Raw genomic sequence first — 20,238 nt, forward strand, 5'->3', positions numbered from 1 at the left:
CCCCCTATGCTAATAAATTTACATTACTTTCATTAAGTAATTCTTCTTTAATTTCTTCGTCATCAATAAATATAGGATTATTATTATTATCTCTGCTTTGCTGATTTCTAAAATTATCTGATGAATTTTCTTTTCCATTAAAGAAAGTAGTATCTTCATTATATATTCCTATATTTACTTCTTGAATTTTAATATTTTGATCTACTAAACTTTTCTTTATCTCATGTAAATTAGAATTTAATAAATTATAAGTTTCCTTAGAAGTTGCTTTTATCTCGGCTCTCATTATTCCTTCTTCTGAAAGAATTTTAATAGTCATTTCTCCTAGCTCTTTAGGATAAATTTTAACTTTTAATTCTTGAACAGCATTTTTCATCATAAACTTAACATTTTTTATTACATCTAAATCTAATGTTTGCTTATTTACAACTATTGGTTCTTTTATTACTTCTACATTATTTTTATTAAATTTATCATAATAGCTTAATACTTTTGAAAATGATCCTTTACTATCATTATCTATTATCTTAGAAAGTATTTTATCTTCATCATTATTTTCATCTAAGGCATTTTGTTTTAATGAATTATTATAATTTAGATTTTTATCTTTATTTGAATTCTTATCCAATGAGTTAGCCTTATTATCTACAACATTATCATTTACAATTACTCTTGTATTACTAGTACTTTCTTCTATAATATTATCTTCATTATTTACTTTTTGTAATATCAAAGCACTTACTATTTTAAGCTTGTCTTTCTCTTTAATACTAGAAGATATTTTTTCTATAGATTCTTTTGGTAATAATTCTAATAAAGAAATAATTTTATTTGATAACTCACCCTTATAATCCTCTATAGTATTACTCTCAAAAGTATTTAAGTTTATGTCTTCTAAAATACTATTAGTTGACCCTTTTAAATCTCTTAGTAAATCCTTAATATCAATATTACCTGAATTATTATTGCTTTTGCTTAGTAATTCTAGAGCTTGTAAAGGATCTGCTATTTTTGTATCCTCTTTTGAATTAAATAATGTTAAGAATAAATTTTCTATATTATCTAAGCTAGAATTATTTAAACTATTAACCTCACTATCAGTAGTAATTAAATTTTCATTACTTAAATTTTTATTTAAAAGTCTAGATAATAATATTAATATTTCACTTAAAGCATCTATATCAGATTCGCTTTTTATAAAATCCTTACTTTCTATAAAATTCCCACTATCTATTAATTCTTCTATTTTATTAGCTACCTCTGATAATATATTTTCCACATTATCTTCATTCTCAGAAATCTCATTTTTACCAATATAAGTTTTATTATTTTCTTGTACTGATGTATTATTTGCTAAACTCTTTGAATTATCATTTTCAACTTCTTTATTAAGATAATCTTTAAAATCTGAATTTACCTTTTCTTCTTTTTTAGATTCTTCTTTCTTTGAGATAGTTTTTATATCCTTTAACTTATTATCTAAATCAATCAGAATTTTTGTATTTATCACTCTTTACTCACCTCCTTTCAATGCTTTCTCATGTATGCATATAAAGCAAGTTCGTCATTAAATATTTGATCTTTTCTTTCTTCTTCTTTATAAAATTCTAAGGATTTTCTTTCTTTTAATATATCAACTGTTTTTCTTTCTATCTGCTTTTTCAATAAATCTTCTCTTCTTATATCAAGTTCTTTTAATTTTATAGTTAAATCTTTTTCTGTTTCTGTAATTCCTTTATCTAAAGCAAATAAATAGTTTCTTTTAATTTTTTGATATACAAGGCTTTCGTCTTTATTTATTCCACTGTATTTATCATAATTAAATTTAAGATTATTTAACTTTTCTTCTGTTTTTTGTTTTTCTCTTTCAGTCTTAGTAAATAATCTTTTGCTTTCTTCTTCCTTTTCTGTTCTTATTTCAAGAAGTTTTTCTAATCTAAATTTAAAATTTCCCGACATTTTGAGCCTTCCTTTTAATTTCTAAACATAGAAATAAGTTTTTCTAAAGAAGTGTTAAAATCAGATTTTTCTTCAATTCCTTGTTTTAAATAGCCATTTAATCTATCATTATATTGAATTGATAAGTCTATCTTTTTATTACTTCCCTTTACGTAAGCACCTAAATTTATTAAATCCTCAGCATCTTTATATGTTGCAAGTAAATCTCTTCCCATTGATGCAGCTTCCTTATGAATATCAGTAGCAATACTAGGCATAAGTCTACTAATACTATTCAAAATATCTATAGCAGGATAATGATTCTTATGTGCTAAAGCTCTTGATAAAACTATATGTCCATCTAATATACCTCTTACAGCATCTGCAATTGGCTCATTAAAATCATCACCATCAACTAAAACTGTATAAAAAGCTGTTATAGATCCTTTATCAGATGTACCTGGTCTTTCCATAAGTTTAGGCAATTTAGCAAATACAGATGGTGTATATCCTTTTTGTGCAGGTGGTTCTCCTATGGCCAAACCAACTTCTCTTTGTGCCATGGCAAATCTAGTTACCGAATCCATCATCAATATAACTTTTTTCCCTTTATCTCTAAAATATTCTGCTATAGCTGTTGCTGTTAATGCACCTTTAATTCTTATTAAAGCTGGTTTATCTGATGTTGCACATACAACAATAGATTTTTTCATACCTTCCGGACCTAAATCCTTTTCTATAAACTCTAAAACTTCTCTTCCTCTTTCTCCAATTAAAGAAATTACATTAATATCGGCTTCAGCCTCCCTTGCTATCATTCCAAGTGTAGTACTTTTTCCTACGCCAGAACCAGCAAATATACCAATTCTCTGTCCTTCACCTACAGTTAAAAATCCATCTATAGCTCTTACTCCAGTTGGGAGAATTTCTGTTATTCGCCTTCTTGTTAATGGATCTGGAGGTTGATTTTCAAGAGGATATCCTTCCCCTTGAAAAATCTCATCCCCTTGAAGTGGATTACCTAATCCATCAAGTATTTTGCCTAGTAAATCATCTGAACACCTTACCTCTAAAGGTCTTCTTTCTGGATCTACTCTACATCCCGGAGATATTCCTATAAGTTCTCCTAGAGGCATTAAAAGTACTGCATCTTCTCTAAACCCAACTACTTCACATTTAATTGGTTGATTTTCTAGATTATATATAGTACAAAGTTCTCCAACAAAAGCTTTAACCCCTTGAACTTCGATTGTTAATCCTATTACTTGTTTAACTGTTCCTTCTAAATAGCAAGTATTTACTGCTTTAATTTTTCTATTTAATAAATCAAAATCTACATTTATCATATTTTCACCTACTTACTATTTAAATAAAGCTTCTTCAAGTTTTTCTAATCCAATATCTAACCCAATAATAGCTTTCCCTGTATTTTTCTCGACTATGGCATTTCCATTTTCCATTAAAGGATCTTCAATAATAAATATTTCACCTTTTATTGCATATACTTTTTTAAAGTAATCAACTTTATCTTCAATTGCTTTTACATGAACTGTATTACATTTTATTATTATATTTTCTTCACCATTAGCTTCATTTAAAACTTCTTCTAATAAAGGCAATATACTTTCAGCTTGTTGGAACTCTTTTCTAACTATTATAGATGCCATTTCAAAAGCTATATTTATAATATCTTTTTCTTTCAGTTTTAAATATTCTCTATATTCATTATTTGCAGATTCTAATATTTTTTCTGACTTTTTTATATTTTCTCTTACCTTTTCTTCAGTTTCTAACTTAGCTTTTTGTAATCCTTCTTTATATCCATCTTCAAAACCATTTTCTTTGCCTTGTGCATACCCTTCTTCATAAGAAGTTTTTTCAATTTCAACAGCAGTTTTTCTACTTTTCATAAGTAGTGCTTCTGCTTCTCTTTTAGCCTTTTTTATAATACTGGCTCCTAAGCTCTCATAGCTTTTTCTAATTTCTGCTTCAATAGATTTCATATCTTTTTCTTTATTCTCTTCTACAACTTCTACTTTACTTACATAATTAGTTTCTATCTTTTTTTTAGAAACTTCTAAAGCAGAGTCACTTTTTATAAGATTATAGGATAATTGCATCTTCTCCACCTCTTGAAATTATTATTTCTTGAGCATCATCTAATCTTCTTATTATTGAAACAATTTTTTGTTGTGCTTTTTCAACATCCATAAGTCTAACTGGACCTAAGAATTCCATATCCTCCTTAAGTGAAGCTGCTGCTCTCTTAGATTGATTTCTATAAACACAATTTGCAACCTCATCTGAACATCCTTTAAGCGCAAGTGCAAGTTCTTTTCCATCAACTTCTCTAAGAATCCTTTGAATAGATACATCGTCAAGAGTAATAATATCTTCAAATACAAACATTGAGCTTTTAACAATATCTGCAAGTTCTGCATCTTCTCTTTCTAAGCTTTCAGTAATATTCTTTTCTGTAGTTCTATCAACTTGATTTAAAATATCTACCAAAGTTTCAACTCCACCAAGTGAAGTCATTTCACTTCTAACAACAGTACTTAATTTACTTTCAAGTACTTTTTCAATTTCTTTAATTACCATTGGAGAAGTATTGCTCATAGTTGCTATTCTATAAGCTACTTCACTTTGAGTATCTTCAGGTAATTCAGCTAAAACTTGTGCAGCCTTATCTGGTTGAAGATAACATAATATCAAAGCTATTGTTTGTGGATGTTCATAGCTAATTACATTCAATAGTTGATGAGCATCTGCCTTTCTTGCAATAGAAAATGGCCTATATTGCTGAGTTGCTTCTGTAACCTTACCTAAAATTTCATTTGCTCTTTGAGTTCCCAAAGCCTTTGATAATAAAGTTCTTGCATACTCTATTCCACCTTCTATAATATAATCTCTGGCCTTATTCATTTCTAAAAATTCATCTAGAATAACCTGCCTTTGTTCAGAAGTAACGGACGATATATTAGCAATTTCATACGTTATCTTTTGTATTTCCGGTTCTGGAAGCTTCTTCAAAATTGCTGATGAGGCTTCAGGCCCAAGTGTTATAAACAATATAGCTGCCTTTTGTACTCCGTTTAATTTTGCTAAATCTCTTGCCATATTATCACCTCTCATTCTCAGCTAACCAGGATTTTACTATATCTGCTACTTGATCTGGTTTTTCAGTTGCATATTGCTTTATTTCATTTTCTATATGTGCCTTTGGATTTATAGTTTCAAAATTAATTGAAGGCATAGTTTCAGTATTCTCATTAGTTAATCTGTCATCTATAACAACATCTAATAAGTTTTCTTTATCTTCTTTATTATTTTTAGATTTCCTTCTTACTAAAATTAAAATTACTATTATAATAATAAGTCCCAATAATCCTAAAACTGAATAAATTATCATTTTATTTCTATTTTCTTTTGCTAATAATTCATTTATATCATCAAATTCCTTTTGTGCTTCTTCCTTTGTCACTGGATCGAAAGTCATACCAACTACTGATACACTATCTCCTCTTTCCGTATTAAGTCCAATTGCATTAGCAACAGATTTTTCTATAGCTGTTTGTACATTTCCTGCTATATTCCCATCAATGAAAACAGAAGCAGTTAATCTTTTAACTTCTCCTGGAGCACTTATAGTTTTAGTTTCTGTTTTTCCACTTTCATAGTTAGTGCTTACCTCTTCTCTTGAAGAATTATTTTCTGTACTACCATCATCTATAGTATTTCCCATGTTATTATCTACAGGACCACCGCTATTTTCTCCTGTGCCTGTTCCATTATTTTCTTTTATAGTTTGCTGGCTAACAATAACCTTATTAGGATCTATAGTTGTTTCTGTTTTTTGCTTAGAATCAAAATCTAAATCGACATTTACAGAACTTTTAACTTTATTTTTCCCTACTACAGGTTCTAAAAGATCAATAATTGATTTTTGTATGTCTTCTTCATATTTTTTTTCTAAATCAAATTGTTTTTCTATAGTTTCAGAGCTTACTTCTGTTCCATCTGAATTATTTAAACCTTTAGTTAAAAGATTCATATTATCATCTATTACTTCAATATTCTCCTTAGGGACATTTTCAGTACTTCCAGAAACTAACGCAACAATCGATTCCACTTGTTCTTTACCTAACTTATTACCATGAACAAGTTTTAAATAAACAGCTGCCTTTCCTGGTTCCTTATCTTCTACAAAAACAGAATCCTTTGAAGGTGTTATATGTACTCTTACTGTATCAATTTGAGGAAAACTTTTTATAGTTTTTTCTAATTCTCCTTGTTGCATTCTTAATTTTTTTAATTTAAATTCTTCATCAGTCATTCCAAATGAGTTTCCAGTATCCATTAATTCATAACCTTTACTTCCATCTGAAAGTTCAGGAGCTAATTCAAGCCTTAGCTCATCTACTGATTCCTTTGGAACCATTATTGTTTCACCTTCAATTTTCATATCAACTTTTTTCTCTTTTAATTTATTTGTTACAAGTTGTGCATCACTTGCATCTAAATTAGAAAACAAAACCTTATATTTATTAGCCGAATTGTAAAAAAATAAAGACCCTATAGCAATAATAAATGTAACCAGCGCTGCTATTATTGCAATTCTTATTCCTTTACTAAATGACTTAAACTTCCCCCACAGCTTACTGAAGCTTTCCTTAAGCTTATCCATTAATAGCACTCCTTACCATAATTACAATTGCATTCTTGTTAATTCTTGTACTGCTTCAACAACCTTATTTCTTACTTGAATTGCTAATTGAAGTGACATTTTAGCTTCCTCCATGCTTAGCATCATTTCATGAACTTCAACATCTTTTCCTGAAATAAAATCATTTGTCATATTATCTGCATTAATTTGTTCCTCATTTAAATTATCCAAACTATCCTTTAAAGCACTTTGAAAATTCTTTTCTGAAGGGCTTGTCTTAATATTATTGGTATTAATATTGCTTTCAAAAATCTTTTCACTTGGAATAAAGTTATTAACTATCATAATTTATTTCTACCTTCCCAACTCTAATGTTTTAGTAAACATGCTTTTTGAAGCATTCAAAGTGTCTATATTCGCCTCATAAGATCTAGAAGCTGATATTATATCAGCCATTTCATTAAGTAAATTAACATTTGGCATAGTAACATACCCATCTTCATTTGCATCTGGATGAGTAGGATCATAAACACTTTTTAGAGGCGACTCATCATCAACTATTCCAACAGCTTTTACTCCATTAAGTTTTTTTGCCTCATCTAAATTTTCTTGAAACACCGCAATTTTTCTTACGTAAGGTTTACCATCTTCTCCTCTAGTTGTAGTTGCATTAGTTATATTAGATGTTATCGTATCCATCCTCAACCTCTCCGCCGAAAGACCACTTGCACTTATTCTCATAGTATTAAATATTCCCATCCCTATCTACTTCCTCCTGATATAACACTCTTAGTCATATTTAATTTTGAATTTGCTTGAGTTATTAATGCATTATACATTAATGTGTTTGCTGCTTGATTTACTTTTTCTAAATCCATATCAACATTATTTCCATCAGTTCTCATACTAGTACTTTTATCTTGTTTAACACTAATTAAAGAATTGTTTAATTCTCCATTTAAATACCCTTTTTTAGTTTTCTTTAAAGAAAACTCTTCAGTTGCTTTTGTTAGATTATCTTCAAAAGAAACATATGATTTCTTAAAATCCTTAGTATTTATATTTGCCATATTATTTGCAATTACTTTTTCTCTTAATGCAGATGCATCCAATCCTAATTTTATAAATTGCATTGAACTATCATTATTTATATTCATAATCCCTCTCCCTACAACAACATTCTTCAATTCTCAAGTTTAATTTACAAACAGCTACTCTTATTTCTTTTTCTTAATTAGGTTATTTATGAAAAATTCACCATATTTCTATTATAGTTTAATATGAATTATTTTTCTATAATAATTTCATTAAAAATACCCATTATATTTTTATGAAATTTTTAATTTCAGCAATTCAAATCTTATTTTTCGATTATTTTCTACATAATATCTCAATATTTTTCTTATCATTTAAAAATTCATTATATTTAACTATAGAAAGCTAAAAAAAATAGAAAATTATTTTAATATTTATGTCGATATTATTTTAAAATATTTGTTGAATTATATTTAATAAGAAATTAAAATTATTTTATTTTTTCACCTCTTTCTTATATTTGAGAAAACATTGTGCAAATTTAAGTTTAATTCTGCTGTTTTGTAAAATATTTAATATACAAATTCTAATTAATAATTAATCATAAATTAGGAAACCTCTTTATGAATATTTATATAAAAAACCTTTTAGATAAAAAAATATAACAACTTTAAAGGGGCTCGCGTTTCGCGAGCCCCTTTAAAAACAAATTATATATGTTACAATAAAAATTTTAAATTTATATTATAACTATTTTTTTATTTCATATTCTCTAATACTCTTAGCACATCCTGTGGAAATTTATTGGTTTGTTGCATTAAAGCAATTGAAGTTTCATGTAGTATTGATGTTCTAGCATACTCAGCCATTTCTAATGCTAAATCAGAATCCCTTATTCTACTTTCAGCATTTTCTAAATTCAATGAGCTTCCATTTAAATTTTGAGCTGAAGTATCCATTCTATTTTGAATTGCTCCATACCTGCTTCTTACAGAGTTCATAATTTCTATTGCTGAATCTACAATATTTAAATTTTTATCTAATTCATTTGTGTTAATTATATTTATATTTTTCAATGAATTTCCTTCTGAATCAATAAGCATATCTGTTATTACATTAAACACAGGTATTTTTATTTCTTCTTTTGCATTAGCTCCTACAACATGATTTAAATACTTAGGATAATCATTATTAGTAACTTTATCAGAATTCAATAACTTTACACCATTAAATTCAGAATTATTTACTGTATAATCAATATGTTCCTTAAGTTGATTTATTTCACCTTGAATTATAGACAAATCTTCATCATTTTGAATTCCACCAACTTGTACAGTTAATTCCTTAATTCTATTTAAAGCTTCACTTACAGTATTTAATGCACCATCTACTGATTGCATCATAGAAACTCCATCTTGAATATTTCTTTCAGCCATTTGAAGTCCCCTGATTTGCATTCTAAGCCCTTCACTAACTCCAAGTTTATTTGGATTGTCCTTAGCCGAATTAATCTTAGTACCAGTACTAATTCTATCTAAAGCAATAGATTGGGTAACTAAATTTTTTTTATAGTTTCTATATACATTTAAAGATTGCATATTTTGATTTAATCTCATAATATTATCTCCTACATTATACAAATTTAAATACTTATGTTTAATTTATCGTTACTTTTATAATTTCCTTTATATACTTCTAACTATATATAAAATTATAATCACCTTAAAACTTTATTATAGCCCTATAAAAATATCTTTACTTATTTTACTTACTTCATATTTGTTTCCATGGTATTCCACATTTTCTATAACTCATCTAACTCGTTATCCATTAGTTAATTTTACCATATAATCTCTTTCTTCAATACTTCAGTAAACTTTATTGATCCTTTTCCGTTTAAATGAGAATAATCCCAAAAATCATCATCTTCAAATAAATCACTGTCAAAATAATCGATGACTTGAAAACTATATTTATCTTTTAGCTTATCTAGTATGCTGTAAAATATATTTTTTCTATTTATATCGAAATTCTCTCTATAATATTTGCTTGTAGGACATATTGCAATAATAGGAGTTATATTATTTTCTTTTAAAAATACTATATATTGTTCTAATATTTTTTCATTTTCAATTCTTGTTTCCATATAATTCATAGATGAATTCTTTTGAGCTTCATAAATTCCACTTGTATCATTTAAAGTTAATATTGTTCTTTCTTTTATTTTATTCATATTTATATATTTTTCAAACGTTATTCGCTTTTCATAAAAAGACTTAATTATATCTAACTCGATGATGTTATCATTATTATGATAATCTTTAAAATAATTAATATATCTATGAATTCCATTGCTAGCACTTGTTTTAGTCATATCGTAATCAAAAGAATAATACCCCATATTTATAATTACATACTTCAAGTTATCTTTTACCTGTTTAAAATTAAATAAATACTTTATTAGTTTAAAATCATAGTATAAATCTTGAGATGAAAAAGAAAAATTAATAAAATTGTCATTAATATCTTCTTTTATTCCTACCTCTGCATAAGATAATCCCGTTATTATTCCATTAATTTTATTTCTTCTTAACATGTCCAAAATTTTATAGTCTAATCCTTCTATAACTGAGAGTTTATAATCTTCAAAGAAATAAATATTTTTTTTATTATATTTTTTTATAGATTTTAATATTTTATTTTTATCAATATCTTCAACTACAAAGATAAAATCGTATTTATAATTTTCTAGATTCAGAATATACTCGTTATTATATAAAATTTCAAGATTTATAATCTTTAATACATTCCATTCATCAAATAATTCATTAAATTGCATACATCTATCATAATTTCCTAATAATATTACATCATATTTTTTCTATTATATCCAATTTCATTCAATTTACTATTTACTATTTCTTTATAATCATTATTTTCATTTACGATTCTAGCTATATTATATATAATTTTGGCTGCCTCTATCTCGTTATTTACTTCATATAAATATCCAAGATTATATATTAAATCAAAGTTAATACATGATTTTTTAAGACCATCATTTATTATATTTTTAGCCTCTTCCATTTTTCCTTCTAAAATCAATAAAATTGATTCAATTGAATATATCTCAATATCATCTTTAAATATTTCCTTATACTCTTTTAAATATTTCCTAGCTTCAAAAAATAATCCATTACTGATTAGTATGTTTATATTATTTTTTGCTTTATTTTTTAATTCTTTTAATTCTTCATTCACATTTATACCTCATAAAGTTTAATATGTAATAATAAATCTTCATAAATAGTGCTCTTAAATATATTGTCTATTTATTTTTCTAATTATAAAGCTTTACCAACTTTCTTATTTATCTTTTATTTTCTCAAATCTATCTTTTGCATTCTTATACCCTTCATTATATGATACTTTATAATAATATTTAGCTTTATCTAAATCCCCAGTGGTTTCATAAAACACACCTAAATTATAAGCAGCTTTAAAACTTCCTACACCTTTAACAATCTCATTTGCTGTACTTCCTATCTCTAGACATTTTAAATAACTTTCTTCAATTAAGCATAAATATTGTCCATATTCCATCACATTAGATAAAATTAAATTCATATAGAATATACCACAAGAAAAATTAAAATCTGCATCATTTGAATATTGATTATAATATTTTTCAATAATACTTAGCCCAATATCAAATTTATTTATATTTACTAAGTTATTTATGTATAGATTAACAAAACTTTTATTATATGAATAATTGAACTTAATATTTTTATAGCATCTTTCGAAATACATATCTGCCTCTTCATACCTTTTAGCTACATGTAATGTCCTTGCAATTTGATATAAAATATAATTATCATTGCTATCACTTTCCAATTCCTTAAAAAGCAAATCTAAGTTTCTTTTAGATTTATCTTTATTAAAATACCCACTATGGATTACTTCTAAATTAATATTCTTTCGCTTATACAAAGATTCCAACTGCTCATGAATACATCCCTTATACACCAATCCCTTTGGATAAAATCTAGATACATATTCAGTTGAAGAACTAATTTCATTGCCATCAATAAATTTACTCTCAATTTTAATTCTCCCTATGCATCTTGGATTATTAATGGCAAAATCAATTAAATCTTCTTTTTCTCCAATATTAACTACTTCGTCTGCATCCAATACTAATATCCAATCGCCACTACATTTCTCTGCTGCAAAATTTCTAGCCATTGAAAAATCATTACACCATCGAAATTCATATACTTTAGCTCCCATTTTTCTTGCTACTTCTATTGTTCCATCTTGGGATCCAGTATCTACAACTATTATTTCATCCACCAAATTCTTTACACTTCCAAGGCAGTCCTCCAAAACTTCCGCTTCATTTTTAACTATCATAGCTAATGATATTTTCATAAATTACTCCTTTCATTATTTATTTTATATGAAAAAAACAGGCAAACCAAATGAATACCTGTTTCAAAGGTCTTCATGATTACTTAGCCTGGAGCTCTAATATTTTTCTATCTATAACAGCTAATATATCTTCTTCGACATATTGATTTCTTGATAATTTATAATTAAATATAGCTCCTACTTTATCTCCAAGCATTTCTAATATACAAGCTTTGTTATAAATTAAATCACTATTATTTCCGTTAATAATAAGCCCATAATTAACTTCTTCTAAAGCTTTATTATAATCTTTACTTAGAAAATATATAGCTGAAGTTATTGTAAAAAATTCTGCATCTGTAATATATTTATATTCAGGCATATTTCGTAGTTCATTTAAAATATTAATTGCTTCTTCAATATTAGAGTCTAATAATACTTTTAAATTTTCCTTTAGTTTTATTATCCAATCATTAAACTCTATTATCTTTTTATTTTCTTCTATCATTTTAATAGCATTTTCTTTAGAAGATAAAGAAAACATTTCTACACTTATATCATCAATATATAGCTTATTATCTAAAATATTTAAATAGTTATTTAAAAACTCAATACTCTTATCATATTTTTTTATTTTATTTAGGGATAATCCTTCTAAATAAATACAATCTAAGAAGTAAGGAAATACTTTCAAAACATCATTACAAATATCTATAGTTTTTATAAATTCATTATTTAAGTAATAAGTTTGTGCTGCCGTCCTATAATACATTAATGATTCTTCATCAATTTTTTTTGATATTAATTTTAAATACCTATCAACTTGATGCTTAGAATCTTCAAAATTTCCTATTGAATTATAACTCTTAGCCAATTGAAACATATAATAGTAATTGCTAGGATTTTTAGATAACTCTTTTTTCAATATAGTTGCTGTCCTATTAAACTTAGCTAACCTTTTCGTATCATCCATTATATATCCAAAATGGTTTATTTGAATATCTGTAAATTTTATAGGATCAGTAAAAATAGGTTGATTATGAATAGCCCCAATATATTTAAAATTTCCATCATTTTTAAATATCAAAGGAAATTTCAAATCTGAATATTCTTTTAAATTTTCATTTAAATAATTTCTTAATTTTATATATATGGTATTATAATTCCTATATTCTTTACTCTTAAAAAGATTAATAAGATCATTAACACTATTCGTATCTACGCATTGATCAGCATCTTGAATAAATATATACTCACCCTTAGCCTTAGAAATACTATAATTTCTGGCCATAGAAAAATTGTCTTGCCATTCAAAATCATAAATACTCTCTGTGTACTTTCTACATATCTCTATAGTTTTATCTGTGGAACCAGTGTCAACAATCACTAATTCTGCAATACCATTTTCTATTAATGGGCTCATACTTTTCAAGCAACTATCTATATATTTTTCCTCATTTTTAACAATCATGCAAATACTTAAACTTAGATTTTTTTTCATATTTATCTTCCTTATTAAACTAATCTATTTTTATATAATATCTATTTTTTCTTTCAATCTAATTATATTAGTATTGATTTCCTCTAAATTTATCTTTTCAGTTTGTATATCTAAAATATCATAATAAATAGATAATGCCGATATATTTTTATTATTTGTCTCATAAATATAAGCTAAATTATATAATAAATCTATATTTTGTGAGTAATATTTTAACCCATTTTTTAAGATATCTTCTGCTTCCTTTATTTCATTTGAATAGAACTTCAAGGTTGACTTAATAGATAGTAACTCAACATCTTGCTTAAGATTAAATAGTTCTTCTAATTGATTTAATACCTCTATTGCCTCTATAATCATATTATTATTTATTAAAGTTATTAGATTCTCTTTAATTTTTCTTATATCACTCTCTGTGATCAAATTATTGTCTTCTATATCCTCTAATATTAAAGAATCTTTTATTATAGATATCAAATTACTAAACTCAGGCTTTATAGTAACTGCTTCTTTTAAAACAGAAATTGCTTTTAATATATTTTTTTCTTTAATAAACTTATTGAAGTTATTGATTTTGTTTGAAAACTCTCTAGCATCATTTAGACTACTATCTTCAATATCTTCAACTATTAATATATATTTATACATTAAAGCTATTAGCTTTTCTTTATTAATTAAATAAGAATTGATTATCATATCACTTTTTTCAAGTAAATATCCTATTATATAAATAATCTCATTTCTGTAATTACATCCAACTATATCATCAATAGATGAATTATTTAAAGTATCAATTAAAGATTCAATACAATTTTCTATTTTAATTGCCTTATTTAATTTTGAGTTTTCATCTATGAAACTTAACAAATTTTTAAAACTGCTATCTTTTTCGAAACTAATCTTTTTCTTTACTATTTTTCTTTCTTCATCATCTAAATTCAATTTTTCTATAAGTAAATCCTCATCTATATTTTTTGTACTAACAACTATCTTTGAAAGTAAATAATTAAGTAGTATAATTTCATCTTCTTCCTTTAATTTTTCGATTAAATTATTTATAGAAGATATGTCTTCTTTCAAAATATTTATTTTTAATATTTTTCCAATCACTAACATGTATGTTTCTTTATCTTCATTTAGCTTATTTATGTATTCTTCTATATTTTCTAATTGATTTATCTTAATTTTAAGCCTTAAAAGTTCTCCAATGACACTAAACTTATGTCCATAAGAAAATACTTCTAATCCATTAGTGCTCGCATATTTTTCGTATTTAAATGTATTTAAATAATTTAAATACATTTTCAAATTATAAACCGCTCTATCAAGATCACCTTCAATAAGATAGCATTTTCCCATTAGATAGTAGCAATCTATTAATTCTTCGTCTAATTCTTTCATTTTTTCACAATAATAAATGCACTTATCATATTTCTTTGCATTAAAGTATATTATTATGGCATTGTGATAATAATTTATTCTTAAACTTTCGTTAATTTTTTCTGATTCAATTAACAAAAGATATTTTTCTAATTCAATTATTGCTTCCTTAGTATCTCCATGCATCTCATAACTTCTACTAAGTTGATATATATAATAAATATTACTTGGATCTTTTTTCAATTCACTTTTTAATAATGTCGCTGTTCTTTTAAACTTTTTTTCTTTTATATCCTCAGTCATTATATATCCATAATGCATCATGTATATTTCTAAATTTTTTACAGGTCCTTTATATATTGGCTGATTATGTATTTTACCTTCATATCTGAATGTTCCATCATTTTTAAATATTAAATTCAACGAAAAATAGGTATATTCACTTAAATCTTCTTTTGTAAAGTTTTTATATACTAATGAATATGTATTAAAATTTTTATATTCATTGCTACTAAAAAGTTGTATTAATTTATTAACCTCATTTTCTTCCATTTCTTGATCTGCATCCATTATAAATATGTACTCGCCTTTAGCAAGAGAAATACTGTAATTTCTCGCTTCCGAGAAATTATTATTCCATTCTTTAAAATATACTTTGTTTGTATATTTTTTAGCTATTTCAATAGTCTTATCAACTGAACCTGTATCAACTATTATTAATTCTGCTAAGTTTAAATCAAGTAATGGCTTTAAGCTTTTTAAACAATTATCAAGGAACTTTTCCTCATCCCTGACTATCATACATACACTAAGCCTATAACTATACTTATTTTTTAATTCCTCGATATGCTTATTTGCTTCTTTCATTAATATTACTCCTTAAATTATAATTTAAAAAGAGGGACCTAAGCCCCTCCTAAAAATAATTATTATCTTAATAATTGTAAAACACCTTGTGGTTGTTGATTAGCTTGAGCAAGCATAGCTTGTGCAGCTTGTTGTAAAATATTATTCTTTGAGAAATTCATCATTTCTTTAGCCATATCTACATCTCTAACTCTACTTTCTGCTGCTGTTAAGTTTTCTGATGTATTATTTAAGTTGCTTATAGTATGCTCTAATCTGTTTTGTAGAGCTCCTAAATCTGATCTATGAGTTGATACTTTCTCTATAGCCTTATCAAGAACATTTGTTAATGTATTAGCTGAAGATGTATTAGTTACTTTTAAGCTTGCTGCTGTTATTCCTAATCCAGATGTACTCATAGTTTTTAATGAAATAGTAATCTTTTGATTTGAATTAGCTCCAACTTGAATATTTACTTTTGAAGTATTAGCTAATATACTTTGTTTATTAAATTGAGTTTGGCTTGATATTCTATCTATTTCAGAAGATAATTGATTTAACTCTGTTTCAATAGCTGTTCTATCAACTGATACATTTGTATCATTTGCTCCTTGAATTGAAAGTTCTCTCATTCTTTGAAGAATGTTATGAGTTTCATTTAAAGCACCTTCTGCTGTTTGAATTAATGAGATACCATCTTGAGAATTTCTTGATGCTTGATCTAATCCTCTGATTTGTCCTCTCATTTTTTCTGATATTGCAAGTCCTGCAGCATCATCACCAGCTCTGTTTATTCTTAAACCTGAGCTTAATTTTTCCATTGATTTTCCTGCTGCTGATGTGTTCATTCCCATGTTTCTATGTGCATTTAATGCATTCATATTGTGATTAATTATCATTTTTTATTCCTCCTTGATTTTAACTTGACATCCTTGTCATAATATTATTAATATCATATAAAATATCTTTCCTTTATTAAAGGAAACTCCTTCTCACTACTTCGAAGGAGTAAGCGACTCACAAAATTTTAGCTAAAGCTTAAAATTGGTTCCTTGCTTATCTTAATAATTGAAGAACACCTTGTGGTTGTTGATTAGCTTGAGCAAGCATAGCTTGTGCAGCTTGTTGTAAAATATTATTTTTTGAGAAACTCATCATTTCCTTAGCCATATCTACATCTCTAACTCTGCTTTCTGCTGCTGTTAAGTTTTCTGATGTATTATTTAAGTTGCTTATAGTATGTTCTAATCTGTTTTGTAGAGCTCCTAAGCTTGATCTATGAGTTGATACATTTTCTATAGCTGTATCTAAAGCGTCTGTAAGTGCATTTGCTTTATCTGTAGTTGTAACATCTAAAGTTCCACCTACAACATTTAATGCTGCAGCATCCATAGTCTTTAGTGAAATAACTATTGTTTGTCCTGAATTTGCTCCAACTTGAATATTTACTGTTGCAGCTCCTGCTAATATATCTTGTTTGTTGAATTGAGTTTGTTTAGCTATTCTAGTTATTTCTGAAGATAATTGATCTAATTCAGTTTTTATAGCAGCTCTATCAACTGTTACATTTGTATCATTAGCACCTTGTACTGAAAGTTCTCTCATTCTTTGAAGAATGTTGTGAGTTTCATTTAAAGCACCTTCTGCTGTTTGAATTAATGAGATACCATCTTGAGAGTTTCTTGATGCTTGATCTAATCCTCTGATTTGTCCTCTCATTTTTTCTGATATTGCAAGTCCTGCTGCATCATCTCCAGCTCTGTTTATTCTTAAACCTGAGCTTAATTTTTCCATTGATTTTCCTGCTGCTGATGTGTTCATTCCCATATTTCTATGTGCATTTAATGCATTCATATTGTGATTAATTATCATTTTTATTCCTCCTTGATTTTAACTTGACATCCTTGTCATTTAATTTTATATTTAGAAATCCTACCATTTTGGTAGAGAAATTCTCTATATAGAGTTTAAGTTGCTTAAGCTTATATTATAAGTATCGTACATATTTACATAACTTTATATATTTTTATAAAGTTTTTTATATTTTTGTACTAAAAAAACTATTTATTCTTCTATTTTTTTCATAGGCATTATTAGCATTTTTAATATTATGAAGATTTCTAATTTCTTCTTTTACTTTTAATTGCTGTTCCTCAATAGAAATCCTTAATTTCTTGTCAATTTCTAATAACCCCTTCGATATATATAATTCTTTTATTTCATTCTTACCTATACATTGCTGATCAAATAATTTATGTATTAACTCTTCTCGTATATTCATAAGTTCATCAATTGGCAAGTCATCTTTTAAATTACTTATTATATCTTCAGTTATCTTCTTATAATCGTCTAATATCATATCTACCATATCTTAACTCAATCCTAGTTGCTGCATTAAATAACTTTGTTGAGAATTATATTTATTCATCATTGTCTCTAAAGTTGCATATTTACTATATAAAACTTGCTCTCTTCTAGTAAAATCCTTCTCCATATCTTTCATCTTTTGCTCATATTTTTCAATGGATCTAGTTAATTCATTAGTATAAGCAGTAGAAGAACCCTCTAGTCCAGCTTTATTCATTAATGGAGCAGAAACAGTTACAGACTCTTTATATAATATATCTTTGACTCTTTGCATTAATCCTGTTTGTGCATACTTTTTACTATCTGAAAGACCTTCTGTAGTTGGTTTTGCTTTTATAAATAAATTCATAACTTCTTCTGTATTTTCTTCTAATGCTTTTGTTAACTTAGTTTCATCTATTGTGAATGTACCATTTTTAGTTCCTTGATAATCTTCTGTTGGTTTTATCCCTATCTTTTCTAAATTTAAACCAGATCCTTCAACAAAAGTCCTCATAGCTTGCTTTAAACTATTTGAAATTCTTGTTAAATCTGAATCTCTATTCAGTTGTCCCTTTTCAACTTTTTCATTCCATAGCTTAATTTCACTCTCTGACATTTCACTTTTTTGATCTGATGTTAGAGGGTCGAAATCTCTATTCCTTTTTTGCATAGTTAAAGTGTTTAATTTTTCGATTAAAGTATTATAGTCATTTATAAAAGTAACTAACTTTTCCTTAATATCTGTTACATTTGTTTTTCCATTAACAGTTATTCCTTCTGATGATATTTCTCCAGAAAACTTAAAAGTTACTCCATCTAATATAACTGAATTAGAATTTCCTTTATGAGTATAAACTCCACCTTTATTATCCTTAAATACAATTTCCGCATCTCTACCTGCAGAAGGTTCAATTACATTTCCTAATGATTTATCCAGTATACTTACATTGACATCATAATCAGCACCAAGTCTATTGGATGTTAACACTATTTTACCATCAACATTTATACTAGCAGTAACATTTGTGTTTTCCTCTTTTAACACTTTATTTAAGTAATTTAATATATCAGTACTATCATTTTTACCTGTTAGATCAATCATATTTCCATTAACAGATATTTTTTTATCTTTTATCAAGTTTATATCTAATGTATTAGTAGTTGCAGTAGCATCTATTCCTTTTACAAATGTTCCACCTTCCCCATTTATAAATATCTCAGGATCTTTAACATCACTTCCCAAAACAGTGCTGCTAAAAGTTATCTTTCCATCATCATCTACTTTTGCCGTTAAATTTTTATCTTTTATTTTACTTTGTAATAATTTTTCTATATCTGAATTTGTAAGAGTATCATTAATATCTAGTGATATTTCTTCACCATTGATAAATATTTTCCCATATGAAGCTTCCAAATCCCTAATTGTAAAATTATCTCCAGTTATTGTTGCTGCTGTTGCATTTATACCTTTATTAACAGTTCCTTTATTATCAAAAGTTCCTCCAATAGTAAAAGTACTATCTTTTCCTAATACCGTAGATTCAAATATAAATCCCTTAGCATTTCCAGATTCACTTCCTGCAAAATCACTATATCTTACTGATACATTTATTCCTAATTCCTTTAATTCTTTATTTAAATTTGCAGCTCTATCTTTTTCTGTATCTCCTTTTAATATAAATTCCTTACCATTTATACTAATTTTATCATCCTTATCTATTCCCGTTGATAAAACTGTCTTAGCAGCTTTAGCAGTAGTACCAGTTATAGTATAATTCTCTGGCTTTGCATCACTACCTCCAGTAACTGTCAATACATTTTCATTAGACGAAGTAAATCTAGTAGTTTCCCAGTTTTTACTCAATAATATGCTATCAGTTTTTGTTACATCAAAATATTTATTATAAAGTTCTCTTGAATCTTTAATAACTTCCCTATAAAGCTTTTGCTTTATTTCTAAAATTTCCTTATCTTGACCTTTTCTATCTATCTTTATTCTATAAGGCTTCATGGAATCTTTAACAATTTGATCCATATCCAAGCCAGTTGCTAAACCTGTTATTCTCACTTAAACACCCCCGACTTACAATTAATAATTGATAATGGACAA

19 protein-coding genes are annotated in these 20,238 nt (G+C 26.4%); all 19 read right to left on the bottom strand.

The window, feature by feature from the left end; translation table 11 throughout:
• Window positions 1-4: 4 nt before the first annotated feature.
• The 19 genes from NSA50_RS03770 to fliD all read right to left on the bottom strand — a co-directional run bounded on the left by NSA50_RS03770 (window position 5) and on the right by fliD (window position 20,196).
• Window positions 5-1,510, bottom strand: a complete 1,506-nt coding sequence (locus tag NSA50_RS03770; protein ID WP_257443096.1) for a flagellar hook-length control protein FliK — start codon at window positions 1,508-1,510, stop codon at window positions 5-7.
• Between the two features lie 17 nt (window positions 1,511-1,527).
• Window positions 1,528-1,959: a flagellar export protein FliJ gene (gene fliJ / locus NSA50_RS03775; RefSeq protein WP_195429346.1), complete on the bottom strand. Its 432-nt coding sequence runs from the start codon at window positions 1,957-1,959 to the stop codon at window positions 1,528-1,530.
• Window positions 1,960-1,973: 14 nt separating this feature from the next.
• The gene (fliI, locus tag NSA50_RS03780) at window positions 1,974-3,284 is read right to left on the bottom strand and encodes a flagellar protein export ATPase FliI (protein ID WP_257443097.1); all 1,311 of its coding nucleotides are present in this window, start codon (window positions 3,282-3,284) and stop codon (window positions 1,974-1,976) included.
• Between the two features lie 15 nt (window positions 3,285-3,299).
• Window positions 3,300-4,058 carry a FliH/SctL family protein gene (locus tag NSA50_RS03785; RefSeq protein ID WP_257443098.1) on the bottom strand — a complete coding sequence of 253 codons (759 nt, stop codon included), beginning with the start codon at window positions 4,056-4,058 and terminating at the stop codon, window positions 3,300-3,302.
• Complete coding sequence (gene fliG / locus NSA50_RS03790) at window positions 4,042-5,058, bottom strand: flagellar motor switch protein FliG (protein ID WP_257443099.1); 1,017 nt, start codon at window positions 5,056-5,058, stop codon at window positions 4,042-4,044. The genes NSA50_RS03785 and fliG overlap by 17 nt, the downstream gene beginning before the upstream one ends.
• A 4-nt stretch (window positions 5,059-5,062) precedes the next feature.
• Window positions 5,063-6,625, bottom strand: coding sequence for a flagellar basal-body MS-ring/collar protein FliF (gene fliF / locus NSA50_RS03795; protein WP_257443101.1), 1,563 nt, complete (start codon window positions 6,623-6,625; stop codon window positions 5,063-5,065).
• Window positions 6,626-6,646: 21 nt separating this feature from the next.
• Complete coding sequence (gene fliE, locus NSA50_RS03800; RefSeq protein WP_257443102.1) at window positions 6,647-6,949, bottom strand: flagellar hook-basal body complex protein FliE; 303 nt, start codon at window positions 6,947-6,949, stop codon at window positions 6,647-6,649.
• Between the two features lie 9 nt (window positions 6,950-6,958).
• Window positions 6,959-7,363, bottom strand: coding sequence for a flagellar basal body rod protein FlgC (gene flgC, locus NSA50_RS03805; protein ID WP_195264250.1), 405 nt, complete (start codon window positions 7,361-7,363; stop codon window positions 6,959-6,961).
• Between the two features lie 2 nt (window positions 7,364-7,365).
• The gene (gene flgB / locus NSA50_RS03810) at window positions 7,366-7,761 is read right to left on the bottom strand and encodes a flagellar basal body rod protein FlgB (protein ID WP_257443105.1); all 396 of its coding nucleotides are present in this window, start codon (window positions 7,759-7,761) and stop codon (window positions 7,366-7,368) included.
• Between the two features lie 636 nt (window positions 7,762-8,397).
• Entirely contained in the window at window positions 8,398-9,255 is an 858-nt protein-coding gene (locus tag NSA50_RS03815) for a flagellin N-terminal helical domain-containing protein (RefSeq protein WP_257443107.1), read from the bottom strand.
• A gap of 224 nt (window positions 9,256-9,479) precedes the next feature.
• Window positions 9,480-10,478, bottom strand: a complete 999-nt coding sequence (locus NSA50_RS03820; protein WP_257443109.1) for a hypothetical protein — start codon at window positions 10,476-10,478, stop codon at window positions 9,480-9,482.
• Window positions 10,479-10,504: 26 nt separating this feature from the next.
• Complete coding sequence (locus NSA50_RS03825) at window positions 10,505-10,900, bottom strand: tetratricopeptide repeat protein (protein WP_257443110.1); 396 nt, start codon at window positions 10,898-10,900, stop codon at window positions 10,505-10,507.
• A 105-nt stretch (window positions 10,901-11,005) separates the two neighbouring features.
• The gene (locus NSA50_RS03830) at window positions 11,006-12,073 is read right to left on the bottom strand and encodes a glycosyltransferase family 2 protein (protein WP_257443112.1); all 1,068 of its coding nucleotides are present in this window, start codon (window positions 12,071-12,073) and stop codon (window positions 11,006-11,008) included.
• Window positions 12,074-12,152: 79 nt separating this feature from the next.
• Window positions 12,153-13,553, bottom strand: coding sequence for a TPR domain-containing glycosyltransferase (locus NSA50_RS03835; RefSeq protein WP_257443114.1), 1,401 nt, complete (start codon window positions 13,551-13,553; stop codon window positions 12,153-12,155).
• A gap of 30 nt (window positions 13,554-13,583) precedes the next feature.
• Window positions 13,584-15,800: a glycosyltransferase family 2 protein gene (locus tag NSA50_RS03840; protein WP_257443116.1), complete on the bottom strand. Its 2,217-nt coding sequence runs from the start codon at window positions 15,798-15,800 to the stop codon at window positions 13,584-13,586.
• Between the two features lie 62 nt (window positions 15,801-15,862).
• Window positions 15,863-16,678: a flagellin N-terminal helical domain-containing protein gene (locus tag NSA50_RS03845; protein WP_195264792.1), complete on the bottom strand. Its 816-nt coding sequence runs from the start codon at window positions 16,676-16,678 to the stop codon at window positions 15,863-15,865.
• A gap of 157 nt (window positions 16,679-16,835) precedes the next feature.
• Window positions 16,836-17,651: a flagellin N-terminal helical domain-containing protein gene (locus NSA50_RS03850; RefSeq protein WP_257443117.1), complete on the bottom strand. Its 816-nt coding sequence runs from the start codon at window positions 17,649-17,651 to the stop codon at window positions 16,836-16,838.
• 166 nt (window positions 17,652-17,817) lie between these two features.
• Window positions 17,818-18,147, bottom strand: a complete 330-nt coding sequence (locus tag NSA50_RS03855) for a flagellar protein FliT (protein WP_257443118.1) — start codon at window positions 18,145-18,147, stop codon at window positions 17,818-17,820.
• A gap of 3 nt (window positions 18,148-18,150) precedes the next feature.
• Window positions 18,151-20,196, bottom strand: coding sequence for a flagellar filament capping protein FliD (gene fliD, locus NSA50_RS03860; protein WP_257443120.1), 2,046 nt, complete (start codon window positions 20,194-20,196; stop codon window positions 18,151-18,153).
• Window positions 20,197-20,238 lie beyond the last annotated feature (42 nt).

This window comes from Clostridium mucosae (assembly GCF_024622765.1).
Classification (GTDB): Bacteria; Bacillota; Clostridia; order Clostridiales; family Clostridiaceae; genus Clostridium.